Origin of the sequence: Flavobacterium sp. M31R6, assembly GCF_013284035.1 — a bacterium.
In the GTDB taxonomy this organism is placed as follows: Bacteria; Bacteroidota; Bacteroidia; order Flavobacteriales; family Flavobacteriaceae; genus Flavobacterium.
The window spans coordinates 2,328,471-2,345,515 of record NZ_CP054141.1; the positions used below are offsets into that span (position 1 = coordinate 2,328,471).

General features: G+C 36.3%; 11 protein-coding genes. 4 read left to right on the forward strand and 7 right to left on the reverse strand.

Going from position 1 to position 17,045, the window contains the following annotated elements:
• Positions 1 to 11: 11 nt before the first annotated feature.
• The 3 genes from nagA to nagB all read left to right on the forward strand — a co-directional run bounded on the left by nagA (position 12) and on the right by nagB (position 4,144).
• A complete protein-coding gene (gene nagA / locus HQN62_RS09650; RefSeq protein WP_173504200.1) occupies positions 12 to 1,127 on the forward strand; it encodes an N-acetylglucosamine-6-phosphate deacetylase in 1,116 nt (371 codons plus the stop codon).
• A 21-nt stretch (positions 1,128 to 1,148) separates the two neighbouring features.
• Positions 1,149 to 2,066 (forward strand): DMT family transporter, encoded by a 918-nt coding sequence (locus HQN62_RS09655; protein WP_217362480.1) that lies wholly within the window; start codon positions 1,149 to 1,151, stop codon positions 2,064 to 2,066.
• Positions 2,067 to 2,206: 140 nt separating this feature from the next.
• Positions 2,207 to 4,144 carry a glucosamine-6-phosphate deaminase gene (gene nagB / locus HQN62_RS09660; RefSeq protein WP_173504201.1) on the forward strand — a complete coding sequence of 646 codons (1,938 nt, stop codon included), beginning with the start codon at positions 2,207 to 2,209 and terminating at the stop codon, positions 4,142 to 4,144.
• A gap of 568 nt (positions 4,145 to 4,712) precedes the next feature.
• On the opposite strand, the gene HQN62_RS09665 is transcribed toward nagB, so the two are convergent.
• The 4 genes from HQN62_RS09665 to HQN62_RS09680 form a co-directional block, all read right to left on the reverse strand.
• Positions 4,713 to 5,477, reverse strand: coding sequence for an SDR family NAD(P)-dependent oxidoreductase (locus HQN62_RS09665; protein ID WP_173504202.1), 765 nt, complete (start codon positions 5,475 to 5,477; stop codon positions 4,713 to 4,715).
• Between the two features lie 30 nt (positions 5,478 to 5,507).
• Positions 5,508 to 7,148: a UxaA family hydrolase gene (locus tag HQN62_RS09670; RefSeq protein ID WP_173504203.1), complete on the reverse strand. Its 1,641-nt coding sequence runs from the start codon at positions 7,146 to 7,148 to the stop codon at positions 5,508 to 5,510.
• A gap of 24 nt (positions 7,149 to 7,172) precedes the next feature.
• Complete coding sequence (gene fucP, locus HQN62_RS09675; RefSeq protein ID WP_173504204.1) at positions 7,173 to 8,462, reverse strand: L-fucose:H+ symporter permease; 1,290 nt, start codon at positions 8,460 to 8,462, stop codon at positions 7,173 to 7,175.
• Between the two features lie 304 nt (positions 8,463 to 8,766).
• Positions 8,767 to 9,633 carry an AraC family transcriptional regulator gene (locus HQN62_RS09680; protein WP_173504205.1) on the reverse strand — a complete coding sequence of 289 codons (867 nt, stop codon included), beginning with the start codon at positions 9,631 to 9,633 and terminating at the stop codon, positions 8,767 to 8,769.
• A 286-nt stretch (positions 9,634 to 9,919) separates the two neighbouring features.
• On the opposite strand from HQN62_RS09680, the gene HQN62_RS09685 reads away from it, so the two are divergent.
• Positions 9,920 to 12,229: a glycoside hydrolase family 20 protein gene (locus HQN62_RS09685; RefSeq protein WP_173504206.1), complete on the forward strand. Its 2,310-nt coding sequence runs from the start codon at positions 9,920 to 9,922 to the stop codon at positions 12,227 to 12,229.
• 81 nt (positions 12,230 to 12,310) lie between these two features.
• Here the strand turns inward: HQN62_RS09685 and HQN62_RS09690 are convergent, their stop codons facing one another.
• The 3 genes from HQN62_RS09690 to HQN62_RS09700 all read right to left on the reverse strand — a co-directional run bounded on the left by HQN62_RS09690 (position 12,311) and on the right by HQN62_RS09700 (position 17,045).
• The gene (locus tag HQN62_RS09690) at positions 12,311 to 13,363 is read right to left on the reverse strand and encodes a sialidase family protein (protein WP_217362481.1); all 1,053 of its coding nucleotides are present in this window, start codon (positions 13,361 to 13,363) and stop codon (positions 12,311 to 12,313) included.
• Between the two features lie 16 nt (positions 13,364 to 13,379).
• The gene (locus HQN62_RS09695) at positions 13,380 to 15,506 is read right to left on the reverse strand and encodes an alpha-L-fucosidase (RefSeq protein ID WP_173504207.1); all 2,127 of its coding nucleotides are present in this window, start codon (positions 15,504 to 15,506) and stop codon (positions 13,380 to 13,382) included.
• 90 nt (positions 15,507 to 15,596) lie between these two features.
• Positions 15,597 to 17,045 carry an alpha-L-fucosidase gene (locus HQN62_RS09700; RefSeq protein ID WP_173504208.1) on the reverse strand — a complete coding sequence of 483 codons (1,449 nt, stop codon included), beginning with the start codon at positions 17,043 to 17,045 and terminating at the stop codon, positions 15,597 to 15,599.

The following is a 17,045-nucleotide window of genomic DNA, read 5'->3' on the forward strand; positions in this document are numbered from 1 at the left end:
AATTTTAAAAGATGAAACAAGCTATTGTAAACGGAATAATCCATACAGGTGATGAAATATTGAATAATGGTGTTGTCATTATCGAAAAGGGTATTATTCTTTCCGTTCAAAATGAAATCCCTACGGATATTGAAGTTATTGATCTGAAAGGCAGTCATCTTTCGGCGGGATTTATTGACATCCAAATCAATGGAGGAGAGAAACACTATTTCAGTCAGTATCCAACGGAAGAAACGATTCAGGATATCTATGAATCCAGTTTAAAGTACGGGACAACCCATACACTTCCTTGTTTAATATCATCATCAAAGGAAACCATTTTTCAAGGGATTCAAGCGATTAGAGACTATCGGTCAAAGCACAAAAATGGGGTATTGGGAATGCATTTAGAAGGCCCTTTTTTAAATCCTTTGAAACGAGGGGCGCATAGTTTGAATCAGGTTCGGAAGCCTACTAATTCGGAGTTGGAAGAGATTATTCGTTATGGTAAAGATGTTATAAAAGTTATTACTATTGCTCCAGAATGTTTTACAGAAGAGCAACTGGATATGCTTTTGGAAAGTGGCATTGTGATTTCGGCTGGACATTCAACAATGACTTACAAAGAAGCGCAATATTATTTTTCGAAAGGGATACATTTAGTGACTCACTTATTTAATGCGATGACTCAGTTTGGGCATCGTGAACCGGGTTTAGTTGGGGCTACTTTTGACAACGAAGCTGTTTATGCTCCTGTAATTTTAGATGGTGCGCATTGTGATTATGCCGCTGCGAGAATAGCTTATCAATTAAAGAAAGAGAAATTCTTTTTGATTACGGATGCTGCATTTTTGGGACGTAAAGTTTCCAATTTCAAATGGGAGAATTTTGATGCTCATCTGGAAAATGGTTTTTATAGAAATGATGAAGGCAATTTGGCAGGAGCGAGTATTTCAATGGATGAAGCTGTTCGTAATGCCAATCAACATTTGAATGTGACTATAGATGAGGCTATAAAAATGGGGACTTGTCGAGTAGCAGCCGCCATTAAAATGGAAGATAAATTGGGTAAAATAAAACCGGGGTATCCAGCCAGTTTTGTTCGTTTTAATAATGATTTATCAAAAGTTGAATCGTTAATTTTTTAATAAAGAGTAAAAAAATACATTTTGAGTGAAATAATTAAAGTGAAGAGTTTGTTAAGCGGAGTTGAGGTTAAAGAATGGAAAAGTGTTTTTGCAGGGATAGTATTTGCTTTCCTTTGGTCTTCTGCTTCAACTGCAACCAAGATTGGATTGGTTTCTGCTCAACCCTTTGTAATATCTATTTTTAGATTTATTATTGCGGGAAGTATTATGTTATTCGTTTCTCATATAGTGTTAGGAAATCGCATGCCAGTTAAAAGGGAATGGATACAAATTAGTATTTATGGATTTCTAAATATTACATTTTATCTCGGGTTATATGTTATTGCCATGCAACAAGTTTCCGCAGGTTTGGGGAGTTTGGCAGTCGCTACGAATCCTGTTTTTATTGCGATGATGTCTGCCTTTTGGTTTTCTCATAGAATCAAGTTCAAAAATATTCTGAGTTTATTATTGTGTTTTATGGGAGTGGTTATGGCAGCTTATCCGCTTTTGCAAAACAGCTATGCAACGCCTTTTGGGATAATAGTTTTATTGATAAGCATGATTGCTTATTCACTGGGTACTATTTATTATTCTAGAGTGAATTGGAATGGGTTGAACATTCTAACTATCAATGGGTGGCAGACTATTTTGGGAGGTGTTTTTTTACTGCCGGCTTTATGTGCAACTTATGAATCGGATAAGAATAATTTCGACACTTCTTTTTGGACTTCGGTTTGTTGGTTGGCTATTCCGGTTTCAATAGGCGCAGTGCAGCTTTGGCTTTATTTATTAAAAAGTAACCCAATCAAAGCTTCGTATTGGCTGTTTTTATGTCCAATATTTGGTTTTTTGATTGCTCATTTTATAATGAAAGAACCGATAACTTTTTATACTGTTTTTGGAGTTATTCTTGTTATAAGCGGATTATACATAGTTCAAAAGAAAAGCAAGTCCTGAATTTAAGATTTAGAGTTTTTGGCTAAAAAATAACTTATTGTTAAACAGTTGTTATTGAAGAATAAAAGAATAAAAGAGATTTTTACAGAAAAATTAATCTCAATATTTAAAGAATAATAAAATTTATTAAAAATAAGAAAATGGAAAATACATTAGAATCAGAAAGAGAGATAAGCTTCAAAAAAGCAGGTCAGTTTGAAGATACCCGTTTTGAAAAAATCCACAACGTAATTTTTAAAAACTCAGCGGATGCTTCAATAATCGTTGCTCAAGAGATTGCCGATTTAATTCGTTCCAAACAAGAAAAAAACAAAAAGTGTGTATTAGGTCTAGCTACTGGTTCTTCTCCAATAAAAGTATATCAGGAATTGGTTCGTATGCACAAAGAAGAAGGTTTGAGTTTTGACAATGTTGTGACTTTCAACTTGGACGAATATTATCCTATGCCTAAGGAAAGTAACCAAAGTTACCATTATTTCATGCACCAGCATCTTTTTAATCATGTTGACATTAGACCGGAAAACATCAATATTCCTGACGGAACTGTTTCTTTGGAAGACCTAAACCAGTTTTGTGTTGATTATGAAATGAATATTAAAAATGCCGGAGGATTGGATTTTCAATTGTTGGGAATTGGTCGCACGGGTCACGTTGGTTTTAATGAGCCGGGTTCACACATAAATTCTGGAACTCGAATTATCACTTTGGACCATATTACAAAAGTGGATGCTTCTGGTGATTTCAATGGAATTGGGAATGTTCCAAAAAAAGCGATCACGATGGGAGTTTCCACCATTTTGAGATCCAAAAGAATTGTCTTGATGGCTTGGGGACAAAACAAAGCATCCATTATCAAGAGAACCATTCAAGGCGATATCAGCTCTGAAGTTCCTGCGACATTTTTGCAAAATCATAACAATACTACTTTTGTGTTGGATGAAGGAGCAGCTTCGGAATTGACGAGATTGGAAACACCTTGGTTGGTAGGGGAGTGTATTTGGACGGAACAGTTAAAAAATAAAGCAATTGTTTGGCTCTGCCAACATACCGATCAATCAATCCTTAAATTGACTGACAGAGATTACAACAACAATGGAATGTCCGATTTATTGGCAGCAGGAAGTTCGGCTTACGATTTGAACATCAATATGTTTAATGTATTGCAACATACCATTACTGGCTGGCCAGGAGGAAAGCCGAATAAAGATGACAGTAATAGACCGGAACGCTCGAATCCCGCCAAGAAAAGAGTGATTCTGTTCAGTCCACATCCAGATGATGACGTTATTTCGATGGGAGGAACATTTGCCAAATTAATCAAACAAGGTCACGATGTACATGTGGTGTATCAAACTTCTGGAAACATTGCGGTTACTGATGATGAGGCTTTGAAGTTTGCTGAAGTTTGCAATGATTTTGTCGAAAAAGATAAATCAGGAATCAATTTTCAAGCTGTAATAGATTCAATCAATTCAAAAACAATTGGACAAAGCGATTCTGCCGAAGTGCGTAAATTAAAAGGATTAATTAGAAGACGCGAGTCGTACGCGGCAACAAGATACATCGGTTTGAAAGACGAAAACACTCATTTCTTGGATATGCCATTCTATGAAACGGGTATGGTTCAAAAGAAACCATTAGGACCAGAAGATATTGCAATTGTAAAGGAAATTATCGAGAGAATTAAACCACATCAAGTATTTGCTGCAGGAGATCTTGCCGATCCGCACGGTACACACGAAGTATGTTTGAATGCCATTTTTGCGGCTATGAAAGCATTAAAATCGAAACCATTCATGAACGATTGTTGGTTGTGGCTGTATAGAGGAGCTTGGCACGAATGGGATATTCATGAAATTGATATGGCTGTTCCATTGAGTCCTGATGAAGTTATGTTGAAAAGACAAGCCATTTTGTACCACCAATCCCAAAAAGACAGAGTAATGTTCCAAGGAAATGATTCAAGAGAATTTTGGGTTAGAGCCGAGGATCGAAATAAAAGCACGGCAAAATTATACGATAAATTAGGACTTGCCGAGTATGAGGCAATCGAAGCTTTTAAACGTTTTGAGTACTAAATACCAATTGCTTTGAGTGTTTGCTAAAACCACAAATCCTAATTTTGTACCGGCCCTTAAACAAATTAAACTATAATTCAGAAAAAAAATCAGGAATGCGGGTGATTCAAGCACAGATTAATAAAGGACATCTTCAAAAGTATTTTGAGTGTTACTTTTTTTTTCTTAAATCATTTAATTTGTTTGAAAACCAAAGGAAAAACAAAATCTCATAACTTAAAAGTATTAATTTAAAGAAAATCTTGTATTCCAAAAGGAGCAATCTATAAAATCAATAAATTTCAAAGTGTGAATAATTTATCTGATTTTGTAAAAAAAAAGAAACTAGGTAATGCCATACAGGAAGACTTTGCGGAATGAGTTGGAGTATCACTTATGGTTAGTCGAAAAATAAAAGAGCACAAAAAAATCTGAAACTTAAAAAGTAAAACAGGTACTCAAAATGTTTGGGTATCCATTAGCTCTTAGTACTAATAGATAAAGTATGAAGTTCACAATACCCCATAAAACAAAATACTCTGCACTTTCAATGCAGAGTAATTTGTTTATTTCAACTAATGACTTCGAATTAATTATTCAGTTTGATAAATCCACCATCAATTGGATAATCGCAACCGGTAATAAAACCAGCTTCATCACTACATAAGAACAGCGCTAAAGCAGCAACTTCTTCTGGTTTAGCCATACGGCCTATGGGTTGTGATTTTGATAATTTTTCAAACATTTCGGCTTCCTGGCCTGGATAATTCTTGGAAATGAATCCATCCACAAAAGGAGTGTGAACTCGTGCCGGAGAAATCGAATTACAACGAATATTATCTCCCAAATAATCTCTGGCTACCGATAAAGTCATTGCCATTACAGCTCCTTTTGCCGTAGAATAAGCAAATCGATCTGGGATACCTACCCAAGCCGCAATTGAGGCCATATTCAGTATTACTCCACGACCAGAAATTTTTAGTTGTGGCACAGCCATATGCAAACAATTGTAAACACCTTTTACATTTACGCTCATGATACGATCAAAATCGGCTTCTGGAGTAGTTTCTACTTTTCCCACATGGGCGATTCCAGCATTGTTAACCAAGATATCGATAGCTCCAATTGTCTCGAATGTTGCCGATACTTCTTGCTGATTGGCCACATTGCAGGCGTGAGAAAACACTTTTCCTCCAGACAATTTTATTTCTTCCACTGCTGATTGTGCGCTTTCCTGAGTCAATTCAACAATATGGACTTCGGCTCCTTGTTTGGCAAATAAAACCGAAATTGCTTTCCCTATTCCGCTTCCGCCTCCTGTTATTACCGCCTTTTTATTTTGTAATGAAAACATGATTTGTATATTTTAAAATTATAATATTTTTTATAATGAAACACCACGTTTCCATGGGATGAAATCATCTTGGTTCAATTGTACTGCTTTAGGAATAATTTCTCCACTGGCCGCTTTAATGCAATATTCCAAAATATCTTCACCCATTTCTTCAATGGTTTTTTCTCCACTAATTACCGGTCCACAATCGATATCAATAATATCACTCATTTTTTTTGCTAAAATGGAATTGGTAGCTACCTTAATTACAGGGCAAACGGGATTGCCCGTTGGAGTTCCCAATCCTGTGGTGAACAAGATTAATGTCGCTCCAGAAGCTGCTTTACCAGTTGTTGCCTCTACATCATTTCCGGGTGTACAAACCAAACTCAAACCTGCTTTTGTTGCTGGTTCAGTATAATCCAATACATCGACCACAGGTGCTGTTCCTCCTTTTTTGGCGGCACCGGCACTTTTTATAGCATCGGTTATTAATCCGTCCTTGATATTTCCTGGAGATGGATTCATATGAAAGCCAGACCCCACTTTATGAGCCAAAGCATCGTAAGATTGCATCAAATCAATAAATTTTTTAGCCGAAGTTTCCGTTGTGCAACGATCAATCAGGTTTTGTTCAACACCACATAATTCAGGGAACTCAGCCAATAAAACTTTAGCTCCCAAAGCTACCAATAAATCTGAAGTGTATCCTACGGCTGGATTAGCGGAAACCCCACTAAAACCATCGCTTCCACCACATTTTACACCAACACACAATTCGCTTAACGGAGCTTCTGATCTTTCATATTGATTGATTTCTATTAAGCCCTCGAAGGTCTTTTTAATGGCATTAGCAATTAATGTTTCTTCGCTTTCGGTTTGCTGTTGTTCAAAAATAAGTAATGGTTTATTGAATGCCGGATTTTGTTTCTTCACGTCATTCACAAAATCCTGCACTTGCAAATGCTGACAGCCCAGACTTAACAACGTTATACCTCCCACGTTTGGATGGTTAGCATAAGATGCCAATAAAGCACTTAAAGTTGCCGAATCCTGACGTGTACCTCCACAACCCCCTTGATGATTGAGAAATTTTATTCCATCTACATTTTTAAAAACACGATTGGCACTATTATTTGGCGTAAGTTGTAGGTCAACTGAATCAATATTTTCTCCGCTTTGGTAAGCCTCCAATAATTGGTGGGCATACTGTGTGTATTTATCGCTGACTGAATAACCCAATTCATTGTGCAAAGCTTCTTTAATTACATCCAAATTTCGGTTTTCACAAAAAACGGTTGGTACAAATAACCAGTAATTGGCAGTTCCCACACGGCCGTCTTTTCTTTTGAATCCCTTAAATGTCTTGTCTTTGTATTTTGAAACATCTGGGGCTTGCCATGTAAAATCTGTTTGACGATACCCGTAAGGTTCAGCGGCATGTTTTAGATTTTCGGTGGTCATCAGACTTCCTTTGGCCACATCACATTGTACTTTTCCAACCAAAACACCATACATAATCACTTCATCCCCTTTACTCAAATCAGAGGTGTAAAATTTATGTTTTTCTTTAATATTGTCTTGAAGGATATATGTTTGCCCTTCAAAAATAACACTTTCTCCTTTTGATAAATCGATCAAAGCCACCAATGCATTATCGCTTGGGTGCATTTTCACTACTAATCTTTTCATTTCCATAATTATATTAAATAGAATTTATGCTTGATTTGTTTTATGTCCATTAAATGCAAACAACAGTATTACTGAAAAACAAGTCAATGGAACAACATAACCGTTTTGAATGTTTCCTGTAGCATCCGAGATTAATCCTAAAACCGGAGGTAATAAAGCTCCTCCCACGATTGACATTACGATCAACGAAGATCCAATTTTAGTATTGTGCCCAAGTCCATCAATTCCCATAGAAAAGATAGTTGGAAACATAATGCTCATAAAAAATGCAATTGCAATTAGAGTATAAACCACAATCATACCTGTACCCATTATCGCTAAAATTGAAAGTAAAATATTGATTATTGAATATATAATCAGTAATTTTCTTGGCTGTATATATTGCATAAAAAATGTTCCGGCAAAACGTCCTATCATGAACGTTAAACCAAAAATGCCTAAATATTTGGCTGCAGTATCTTCTGTAAGAGCTGCAGAAGTGGTTGCCATTTTTATGAAAAAACTAGCCACACAAACTTGTGCTCCCACATAAAAAAATTGTGCCAGAATTCCCCATCTTAATCGCATCGATTTCAGGGCGCCGGCAAAACTTGCACCGTCTACACCTTCTTTATCTTCGTCTTTTACATCAGGCATATTAGTAAAATAAAATACTACGGCCACAGCCAAAATAATCAATCCTAAAATTAAATAAGGCATTTTGACACTTGCAGCTTCTTCTAAAAGATAATTGTGCAATTGCGAAGGGTTCATGGCATCCATCTGCTCTTGAGTCAAATTTTTCCCAGACAAAATCATGGGTCCAATATAAGCTGGAGCTATAAAAGCAGCTAACCCATTAAAGGACTGCGAAAAATTTAATCTTTTGGTTGCCGTTTCAGAAGGTCCCAATATAGTTACATACGGATTGGCCGCTGTTTCTAAAAAAGTAAGTCCGCAGGCGATAATGAACAAAGCTCCAAGGAAATAAATATATTGTAATGAATTGGCTGCAGGCACAAATAAAATTGAACCTATACCAAATAAAGTCAATCCTATCATAATACCCGATTTGTATCCATACTTTCGCATGATATAACCCGCTGGCAAAGCCATAACAAAATAGGCTATAAATACGGAAGAATCTATCAAAGAAGACTGTAAATCTGTAAGATTAAAGGCTTTTCTTAGATGAGGAATAAGGATTGGATCCAAATTGTGTACAAATCCCCAGAAAAAAAACAAGCTGGTTACCAAAATAAAGGGAAATAACCACTTTTTATTTTCTGTAGAATCAACGCTCTTTCGAACAACTGAAGTAGGTGATAATGCCATACGGATTTTATTAATTTTTTACTATTTTAGAATTCGAAAGGTATAATTCCTAAAGTAAATTTATTAATTCAATATTATCCTAGATTAACTATTTATTATCTCTGAAAATAGAAATAATAAAAATATGTTACCTAAGTAGCTGTATGTCTATTGTTTGCTGTAAAAATGTTTGCCTAGAAAAGAGAATTACTGAAAGGGGTATCTAGATTGTTGTATTGTTGGGTTTGGAGATTTCTTTGTTTTTTAAAAAAAACATTATAAATTTTGTACAATATAAAGGAGTCCTGTATAAATTCGAAAGAAATTAGTTTTCTGTGTTTTTACGGTATTCTTTTGGAGTGGTTTCAGTCAATTTTTTGAAAAGTTTATTGAAATTGGAAACAGTTTTGTATCCACATTCATATGCAATTTCAGACATGCCCATGTCGGTTTCAATTAGAAATTTGCAGGCATTGGAAACCCGAATCTCGTTAAGGTATTCCACAAAATGTTTTTGGGTTTTTGACTTAAACATTCTGCAAAAGGAGGTTGGTGTTAGATTAGCAATTTTGGCAATTTCATCCAGCGAAATATCTTGTTTAAAATTATCTTTTACATATTCGAAAACATCCGAAAGGCGATCGTTTTTGGCACTTTCATTTGCCGGAGTGTAAGCTTCGTTATTTACAAATGAAATATCGCTGCTTTCGGAAAGCATTGATAAAATCTCAAAAAGTCCAATAATGATTTCGAAGTTTTTTTTGTGAACCAATTTCTCTAATTTTTTAGCAATCAATTCGTTTGTTTTTCCTGTAATAGATAGGCCTCTGCCTGCTCGATTAAAGAGATTGTTTATTTTTTGGGTTTCTTTTAATTCATAAAAAATGGGACCAAAGATGTCTTTGTTAAAATAAACTACTATAGCTTGGGCCTTTAGTGTGTTTATACCCTTGTAATAAATTTCGTCATTTAACCATACATGAGGAATGTCTGAACCAAGAAAAACCATGTCGCCAGACACAAATTGTTCTACAGAATTCCCAACAATTCTCTTTCCATAACTTTCTTTGATATAGACTAATTCGAGTTCCGGATGCGAATGAAAAGGAGATTGAAAAAAAGGATCTTCACGAGAAATAACAGAAATGTAGCTATTTAGGTATGATGTGATTTTTGTTTTTTCAATTTTCATTATTCGTTTTTTTTTGTAAAGATAATTAATAATTAAACTAAGATAATATTGAATTAAAAAATATGCTTTAGTTATTATATCTTTCAAATTCCCAAATAATGCAAATTTAACTAAAAACTTGCAGTTTATCTGAAGGTTAGTGTGGAGATTCTTGTTATTGCGCTATACTTTTTTTGTAAAATTTTATAAAAATTAATAGGGTAATTTCTAAGAAGAAAACCTTTCATATCTGGGAAAAAATGATTTTTTTTAAAGTGATTCATAAAATAATATAAACCTGTAAAAAATGAAAAAAACAATTTTATTGACGGTATTGCTATTCTCCATGTTATCGAGGGCGCAGCAGGCAGTTCACATTATTCCGCAACCCGTAAGCTTAGAAATGAAACAAGGCAGTTTTGTCATTGATGACAAAACAACAATAAAATTTTCCAAAAAAGATAAGGAAACGGAGAAAGTGGTTCACTTTTTCACAGAATATGTAAAGAAAGTTTCCGGCTATGAGTTAAAAGATAATAAGACTCAAGGAGGGAAGATTATTTTTAGCATCGATAAAATTGGAGAAATAGGGGATGAGGGCTATTTGATTAGTGTGAATCCGAACGAAATTCTTGTAAAAGCCAATACATCCAAAGGATTGTTTTATGGGGTTCAATCGTTATTGCAAACTTTACCTTTTACAAGAAACAATGATTTGGTTCAGATTCCTAGTATGGAAATCAAGGATTATCCTCGTTTTCAATGGAGAGGATTGATGCTGGATGTCAGCCGCCATTTTTTTGCACCCGAATTGGTGAAAGAATTTATCGATTTGCTTGCGACTTATAAAATGAACGTTTTTCATTGGCATTTGGTTGACGGAGCCGGATGGCGTTTGGAAATCAAAAAATATCCTAAACTTACCCAGCAGGCAGCTTGGCGTGTAGATGATTGGGGGAAATCGTGGAACTGGGCCGAGGTAGAATTTAATGCAGACAGAAGTAAATCGACTTACGGAGGCTATTATACCCAAGAACAGGCCAAAGAAATTGTGGCTTACGCCAAAGAAAGAAATATTACTGTGGTACCAGAAATTGAAATGCTAGGTCATTCAGAGGCGGCAATGGCTGCTTATCCTGAGCTTTCCTGTAACTCAAAAAATAATTTCGGTCAATCAGGAAATTTCTTTGCCAGCAAAGGCGAAAGTAATTACTGTGCGGGCAATGATCAGGCTTTTGCTTTTTTGGAGGATGTACTTACTGAGGTGATGGCTATTTTTCCTTCTAAATACATTCATATTGGAGGAGATGAAGTGGATAAAACGAGTTGGAAAAATTGCGCAAAATGTCAAGCCAGAATGAAAACGGAGCAATTGAAAGATGAAAAAGAATTGCAGAGTTATTTTATTCGTCGAATGGAAAAATTCTTGGTTTCAAAGGATAGAAAAATGATTGGTTGGGATGAAATTCTGGAAGGAGGATTAGCTCCAGAAGCGACTGTTATGAGCTGGCAAGGCGAAGCAGGAGGAATCGAGGCTGCCAAGATGGGACACGATGTTATTATGACTCCCGGTTTTCCTTGCTATTTTGACCATTATCAGGGTGATCCGGAAACAGAGCCAGCTGCGATTGGAGGTTTTAATACTTTGAAAAAAGTGTATAGTTATGAACCGATTCCTGCCGAATTAAGCAAGGAAGAAGGTAAACGCGTTTTGGGTTCGCAGGCTAATCTATGGACAGAATATATACCAACAGCAGAACAGGCAGAATATATGATTCTTCCTCGTATGCCGGCTTTGGCAGAAGTATTGTGGTCTCCAAAAGAACAACGCAATTGGAAAAATTTCAATGAGCGTTTGCAACCTCATTTGGTAGGTTTTGAGCAAAAAGGGCTTCATTATTCCAAAGGGAATTTTAAAGTGGATATTATGCCAATTGTAGAAAATAACAAACTTTCTATTGCTCTCGATACAGAGAATACAGATGGTGTAATTTATTATACAATCGATGGAAGTATTCCTTCAACCGGAAGCACTAAGTATGAAAAACCTTTTGAAGTCAATAGTTCTATGACAGTAAAAGCAATCATGGCGTTGAACAACAAGGTGATGAATGCCAAACCAGCAGAACAATCATTTACTTTTAATAAGGCTACAGGAAAAACAGTGACATATACAAATGCCTTTAGTCGCTATTATCCTGCTAATGGAGCCAATTCACTAACGGATGGTTTTAGAGGGACAAAAAATATAAGTAAACAATGGCATGCATTCAATGGAAATGATTTGGTTGCCACTATTGATTTGGGAGCGAGCACTGCTGTTGGCAGCATTACTTTGGGGTGTATCCAAAATTGGGGGCAGTGGGTGTTTTTGCCGCAATGGGTGAAGTTTGAAGTATCGAATGATGGAATTAATTTTAAGGAAGTAAAAACAATAACCAATACTATTCCAGTTGCAGAAAGAGACACGCAGATAAAAGACTTTACGGCCAAATTTTCGGAACAGAAAGTGAAAGTTGTTCGCGTTACCGCCAAAAACCTAGGTCAGTGTCCTGCGGGCCATCCCGGCGAAAATCAATCTGCTTGGTTGTTTGTTGATGAAATTATGGTCGAGTAATAAAGAGATTTCTCAAAAAAAAAAACAGCTGTGATTTTCGTTTAAATCACAGCTGTTTTTTTATGTTAAAGGATTTTTCAATTATAATTGAGTGATATCAACCGAAATATAATGTATGTTTTTCCTGTTGTCAGTATATGAAATGTGAATATTTCCGTCCTCGCTCTGTATGATTGCAGGATAACTGTATTCCCCTTTTTCGTGTTTTTCTAAAGTGTAAATATCAGTCCAGTTTTTTCCGTCTTTAGAAATGGCCAATCTCAGTTCTGAGCGTCCCAACCACCAATCTTTTCCAGAAATCATTGGATTATAAACCAAAATCTGACTACCGTTTTTAAGCATCACGGAATCAATACCTGAATTGGGATTGGGGAGTGAAATCGCAGCAGGTTTTGACCAAGTCAATCCTTCATCTGTTGACCAGGTTTCGACGATTACATTTTGTCGACTTCTGCATAGCATTTGAAGACTTCCATCTGTGTATTCCACAATAGAAGGTTGAATCAATCCAAATTCTCCGTTGTCGATAGCTATCTTATTCCATTTGGAAGCATTACTGTCGCTAATTTCTATATGTATTTTCCAAATATCATCCTTTACGCTTTCTGTGCTCGAAGGATAAATAATTTTACCAGATTTAAGTTGAATCGGTTTGTTTTTGATAGGCCCCAGAATTGCATTAGGCAATCTTATGGCTTTTCCCCACGATTTTCCGTCGTTGTTGGAAACCTTCATTTCTCCCCACCATTCCCGTGGATTTGGGCCTACTTTGTAATACAAAAACAATTTTCCTTTTTTGTTTTTGAATAAAACCGGATTCCAACAGGCAAAACGTACGGTGTCATTTTGAATTCCGTTGGCAACGGATTTAGGTTGACTCCATTTTCCGTTTTCCAAAACTGATGTCCAAATCGCTACGTCATTGGCACCTTCATGCTCGCCTGCAAACCAAGATGCCATTATACGATGATCACTTAATTCAACCAAGGTAGAGGCATGACAGCTTTTGAAAGTGTTCTCAGGGAAAATATTCTCCTGAGTAATTAATTTAACTTTTGAGGAATTCTGTGCTTTTACAACCATCATTGATAAAACTAACATCAGTATGATACTATTTTGTTTTAAAATACGCATGGTCCTGTTTTAGATTTTATTTTAGTGTTTTTACTCCCAATTCAGCGGCACTGATATAATTCCCATCCACACTAGTTTTTCCGATAAATTTAAAATATCTCGCTTTTATAGGTGCTTTTAAAACTATGTTTTGCTCTACTGGATTACTTTTGATATTGGAAAATTCACCTTCGGCAACAGTTGTCCAAGTACTATTATCTGTACTGGTCTGCCATTGGTAGTTTTTCACAATTCCACCAGTTCCATTTTGACGCGGTAAATAGGAGAAGGAAACGATTGATATTTCTTTACCCATATCGACAGTAATAGATTGAGGTAAGGCTGTTGCCGATGTATTATCGGAAGTGTTCCAAAGGGTTTCTTCATTTTCGTCAATTGCATTCGATGATTTTCCTTTTTCCTGATTATCAAAAGAAGCAGCGACTATTTTCCAGTCTTTTTTACTGACATTAAACGATTGAATTACCGTTTCACCAGCGTTCATATCGGTACCGAATGATTTGGCTTTGATTTCACCAGATGTTAAAAATGAAAAGGCACCTTCATAGACCGGAGATTGAGCAGTAGGTTCAGTTCCGTCGATGGTGTAACGGATTTGGTTTACCGCCATATCGGTAGATATTGAAACCATTCCCACTTTGTCTCTTTTGATTTTTGGAAGCGGTAATTGTTCCGGTTCTTTAAACACTCCCACATCGCTTAAAGCAATACAAACAGGTGATTCTTCGATACGAATTCTCAGTTTTGAAGTGGATATATAATTTTGTAAGCGCACTAATCTATTAGCTCCAATACTTGTAGCTTCGCCCACTTTTTTCCAATTACCATTGATAAAAGCATCAATTTCAATTTTTTCGATGCGTTGACCAAGTTTGATGTTTTCTCTCAGACGGATGATATTAAAAGTTTGTTCTTTTTTCCATTCTAAAGTAACTGAAGCTTTTTTTACATCATCACTGGTAGCCCAATAGGAGTAACGATCGTCATCAGTCAGATTTTTGGTTCCGAATGATTTGTTATCATCTCCTCTAATTTCCGAAGCAGTAATTACCGCTGATTTTGCTAGATTATCGGCATATAATTGCTTTAAGAAATCTCCGAAATCTTTCAATGCTTTGACGTCATTTTGATGTAATAAACCTTCTGTATTAGGTGAAATTCCTAAATCCAGACAACCACCTCTTCCAACAGATTTACAGTAAATCTCGAATAATTTTGAAACTGATTTTGCCTGATTGTCTTCGTTTGCATGGTAGAACCAACCATTTCTGAGAGGTACATCACATTCGGCAGGTTTCCAAAATTCACCGTTTCGTGTTCCTTCCGGTGCTTTTTCTGAATTGGTTTCTCCGGGAGCAGCTTTAGTTTTACCTGCTGTCGGTTCAGGAGTGAAGGTTGCCCAAGAGGTTTCAGCTGCAAAACCGTTTTCATTTCCTACCCAGCGAACATCACCATTATCCGCAAAAATAGCAGCTCCAGGCTGCATTTCTTTCGAAATCCCCCAAGTTGTATCCCATCCGTAATAAGTTGAGCGGTCGATATTTCTTTTTTCTTTTTTACCGCCATAATAACCGTCGCCACCATTGGCACCATCAAACCAGGTAATGAATAATTTTCCGTAATTCGAGTACAATTCTCTCAATTGATTACGATATTTGGTAACATATTCAGGCTTTCCATAATCTTCATTGTTTCTGTCCCAAGGCGAACAATAGAGTCCAAATTTCATTCCTGCATTGCGTGTTGCAAGTTCAAACTCTTTCACCATATCGCCTTTTCCGTCACGGAAAGGGCTTTTGCTAATATTGTAAGAAGTTGTTTTAGTAGGCCACAAACAGAATCCATCATGGTGTTTGGCAACAAGAATCACTCCTTTGAAACCTCCGTCTTTGGCAGCATTCACGATTTGACTCGCATCAAATTTGGTTGGATTAAAAATTTGTGGGTCGGCATCTCCATATCCCCATTCTTTGTTTTGAAAAGTTGTTGGCGTGAAATGAACCAAAACATATTGTTCCAATTCCTGCCAATGCAATTGGGCTTCACTTGGTAAAGCTCCATAGGGGGCAGGAGCACTCACTTTTTGGGCTGTCATCGATAAAAACGCAAAACATCCTAAAACTGTTAATAACTGTTTTTTCATCTTTTATAATTTTAAATAGGAGCAAAAAATAATCAGTCAATAAAATGATTGTATTACTGACTGATTATTTCTATCGCTTCTTCCAAAGAATTATTTACTTACTTTGATAACAATGGCTTCTTGACTAGCCAAAGAAGTTCTAAGTTCTTTCGGAATAGTTATTATAATTCCATTGTCCGTTTTTTTGCTGGACAACTTTTGTTTGTTGCTCAATAAAGTGGCTTTCAAACTGCCTTTCAAATCGGTTTTGATGTTAATTTCGGCAGGTAATTCTTTTTCATCTTTTGCAGGCATATAAATACCGTAAATTGCATTTCCTTTTTGAGTATAACCCACTTTTCCGTCTAAATATGGCGCAATAGGTTTAGTATTGTAAATAGCTTCACCGTTTACTGCAAGCCATTTCCCTACGCTAGCCAAAGTTTTTTCAATTTTTGGATCAAATTCACCTTTAGCATCAGGTCCAACTCCCAGTAACAGGTTTCCACCTTTTACTACGATGCTGGTCATCAATTGCACTACTTCTTTTGAAGATTTGTAATTGTCATTTGGTACCCAGCCCCAAGCTCCTCCAAGAGTGATGCAACTTTCCCATGGCACAGATAATGGCTTCTCCGGTGTTTTTTGTTCTGGGGTCAAATAATTTTCATATTCGCTGGGAACCCAACGGTCTACAACCAACATTCCCGGTTGTTTTTTGCGGGCTGTTTCCGAAATCAATTTCATGTTGATGTCCATATCGTATGGATATTTACAGAATTCCTCCACTTTTTTGTTAATGGTGGACAATGGTCGAACCCAACATCCATCAAGCCAAAGAATGTCAACCTTTCCGTAATTTGTAGTTAACTCGTTTAATTGATTTTGAGTGTATTGTACATAGCTTTTCCATCTGTCTGGAAATTTTGTGATGTCATAAGTAGGGTTTCTGTCTTTTGGCGGGTAATAGGACCACCAGAAGTTTTCGGTTGTCCAGTCAGGTTTTGAGAAATAGACTCCCACTGCCAATCCTTCTTTTCTGGAAGCATCCAATACGTTTTTTAACACATCGGCTTTAGGGTTTTTGGCATAAGGCAGTTCTGGATTTGTGATTTTAAAATCGGTAAATTTCGAATCATACATACAAAATCCATCATGGTGTTTGGAGGTAAAAATCAAATACTTTGCTCCGGCACCTTTGAACATTTTTGCCCATTTTTCTGAGTCAAGATTTGTCGGATTCAATTTGTATTTGGTGTTTCTGTAATCGGTGGCATATTTGTAATAACTGTCATAACCGTCTCTGGTTACCCAATCTTCCGGAGCCAAGCCCCAAGATTCCACTGTTCCTAACTGAGTGTAAAGTCCCATGTGGATCAATACGCCAAATTTGTAACCCTGCCATTTATCAAGGTTGGCTTTTACAAGTGGATCTTTTGTCCATACATAACCTTCCTCTTCTGATTTGTCAGCCTTCATGCTGAAATCGTTTTGGGCATGAAGCGAAATTGTATTGGCAAATACGAATGTTGCAAACAATAACTTGAATCTGTTTTTCAT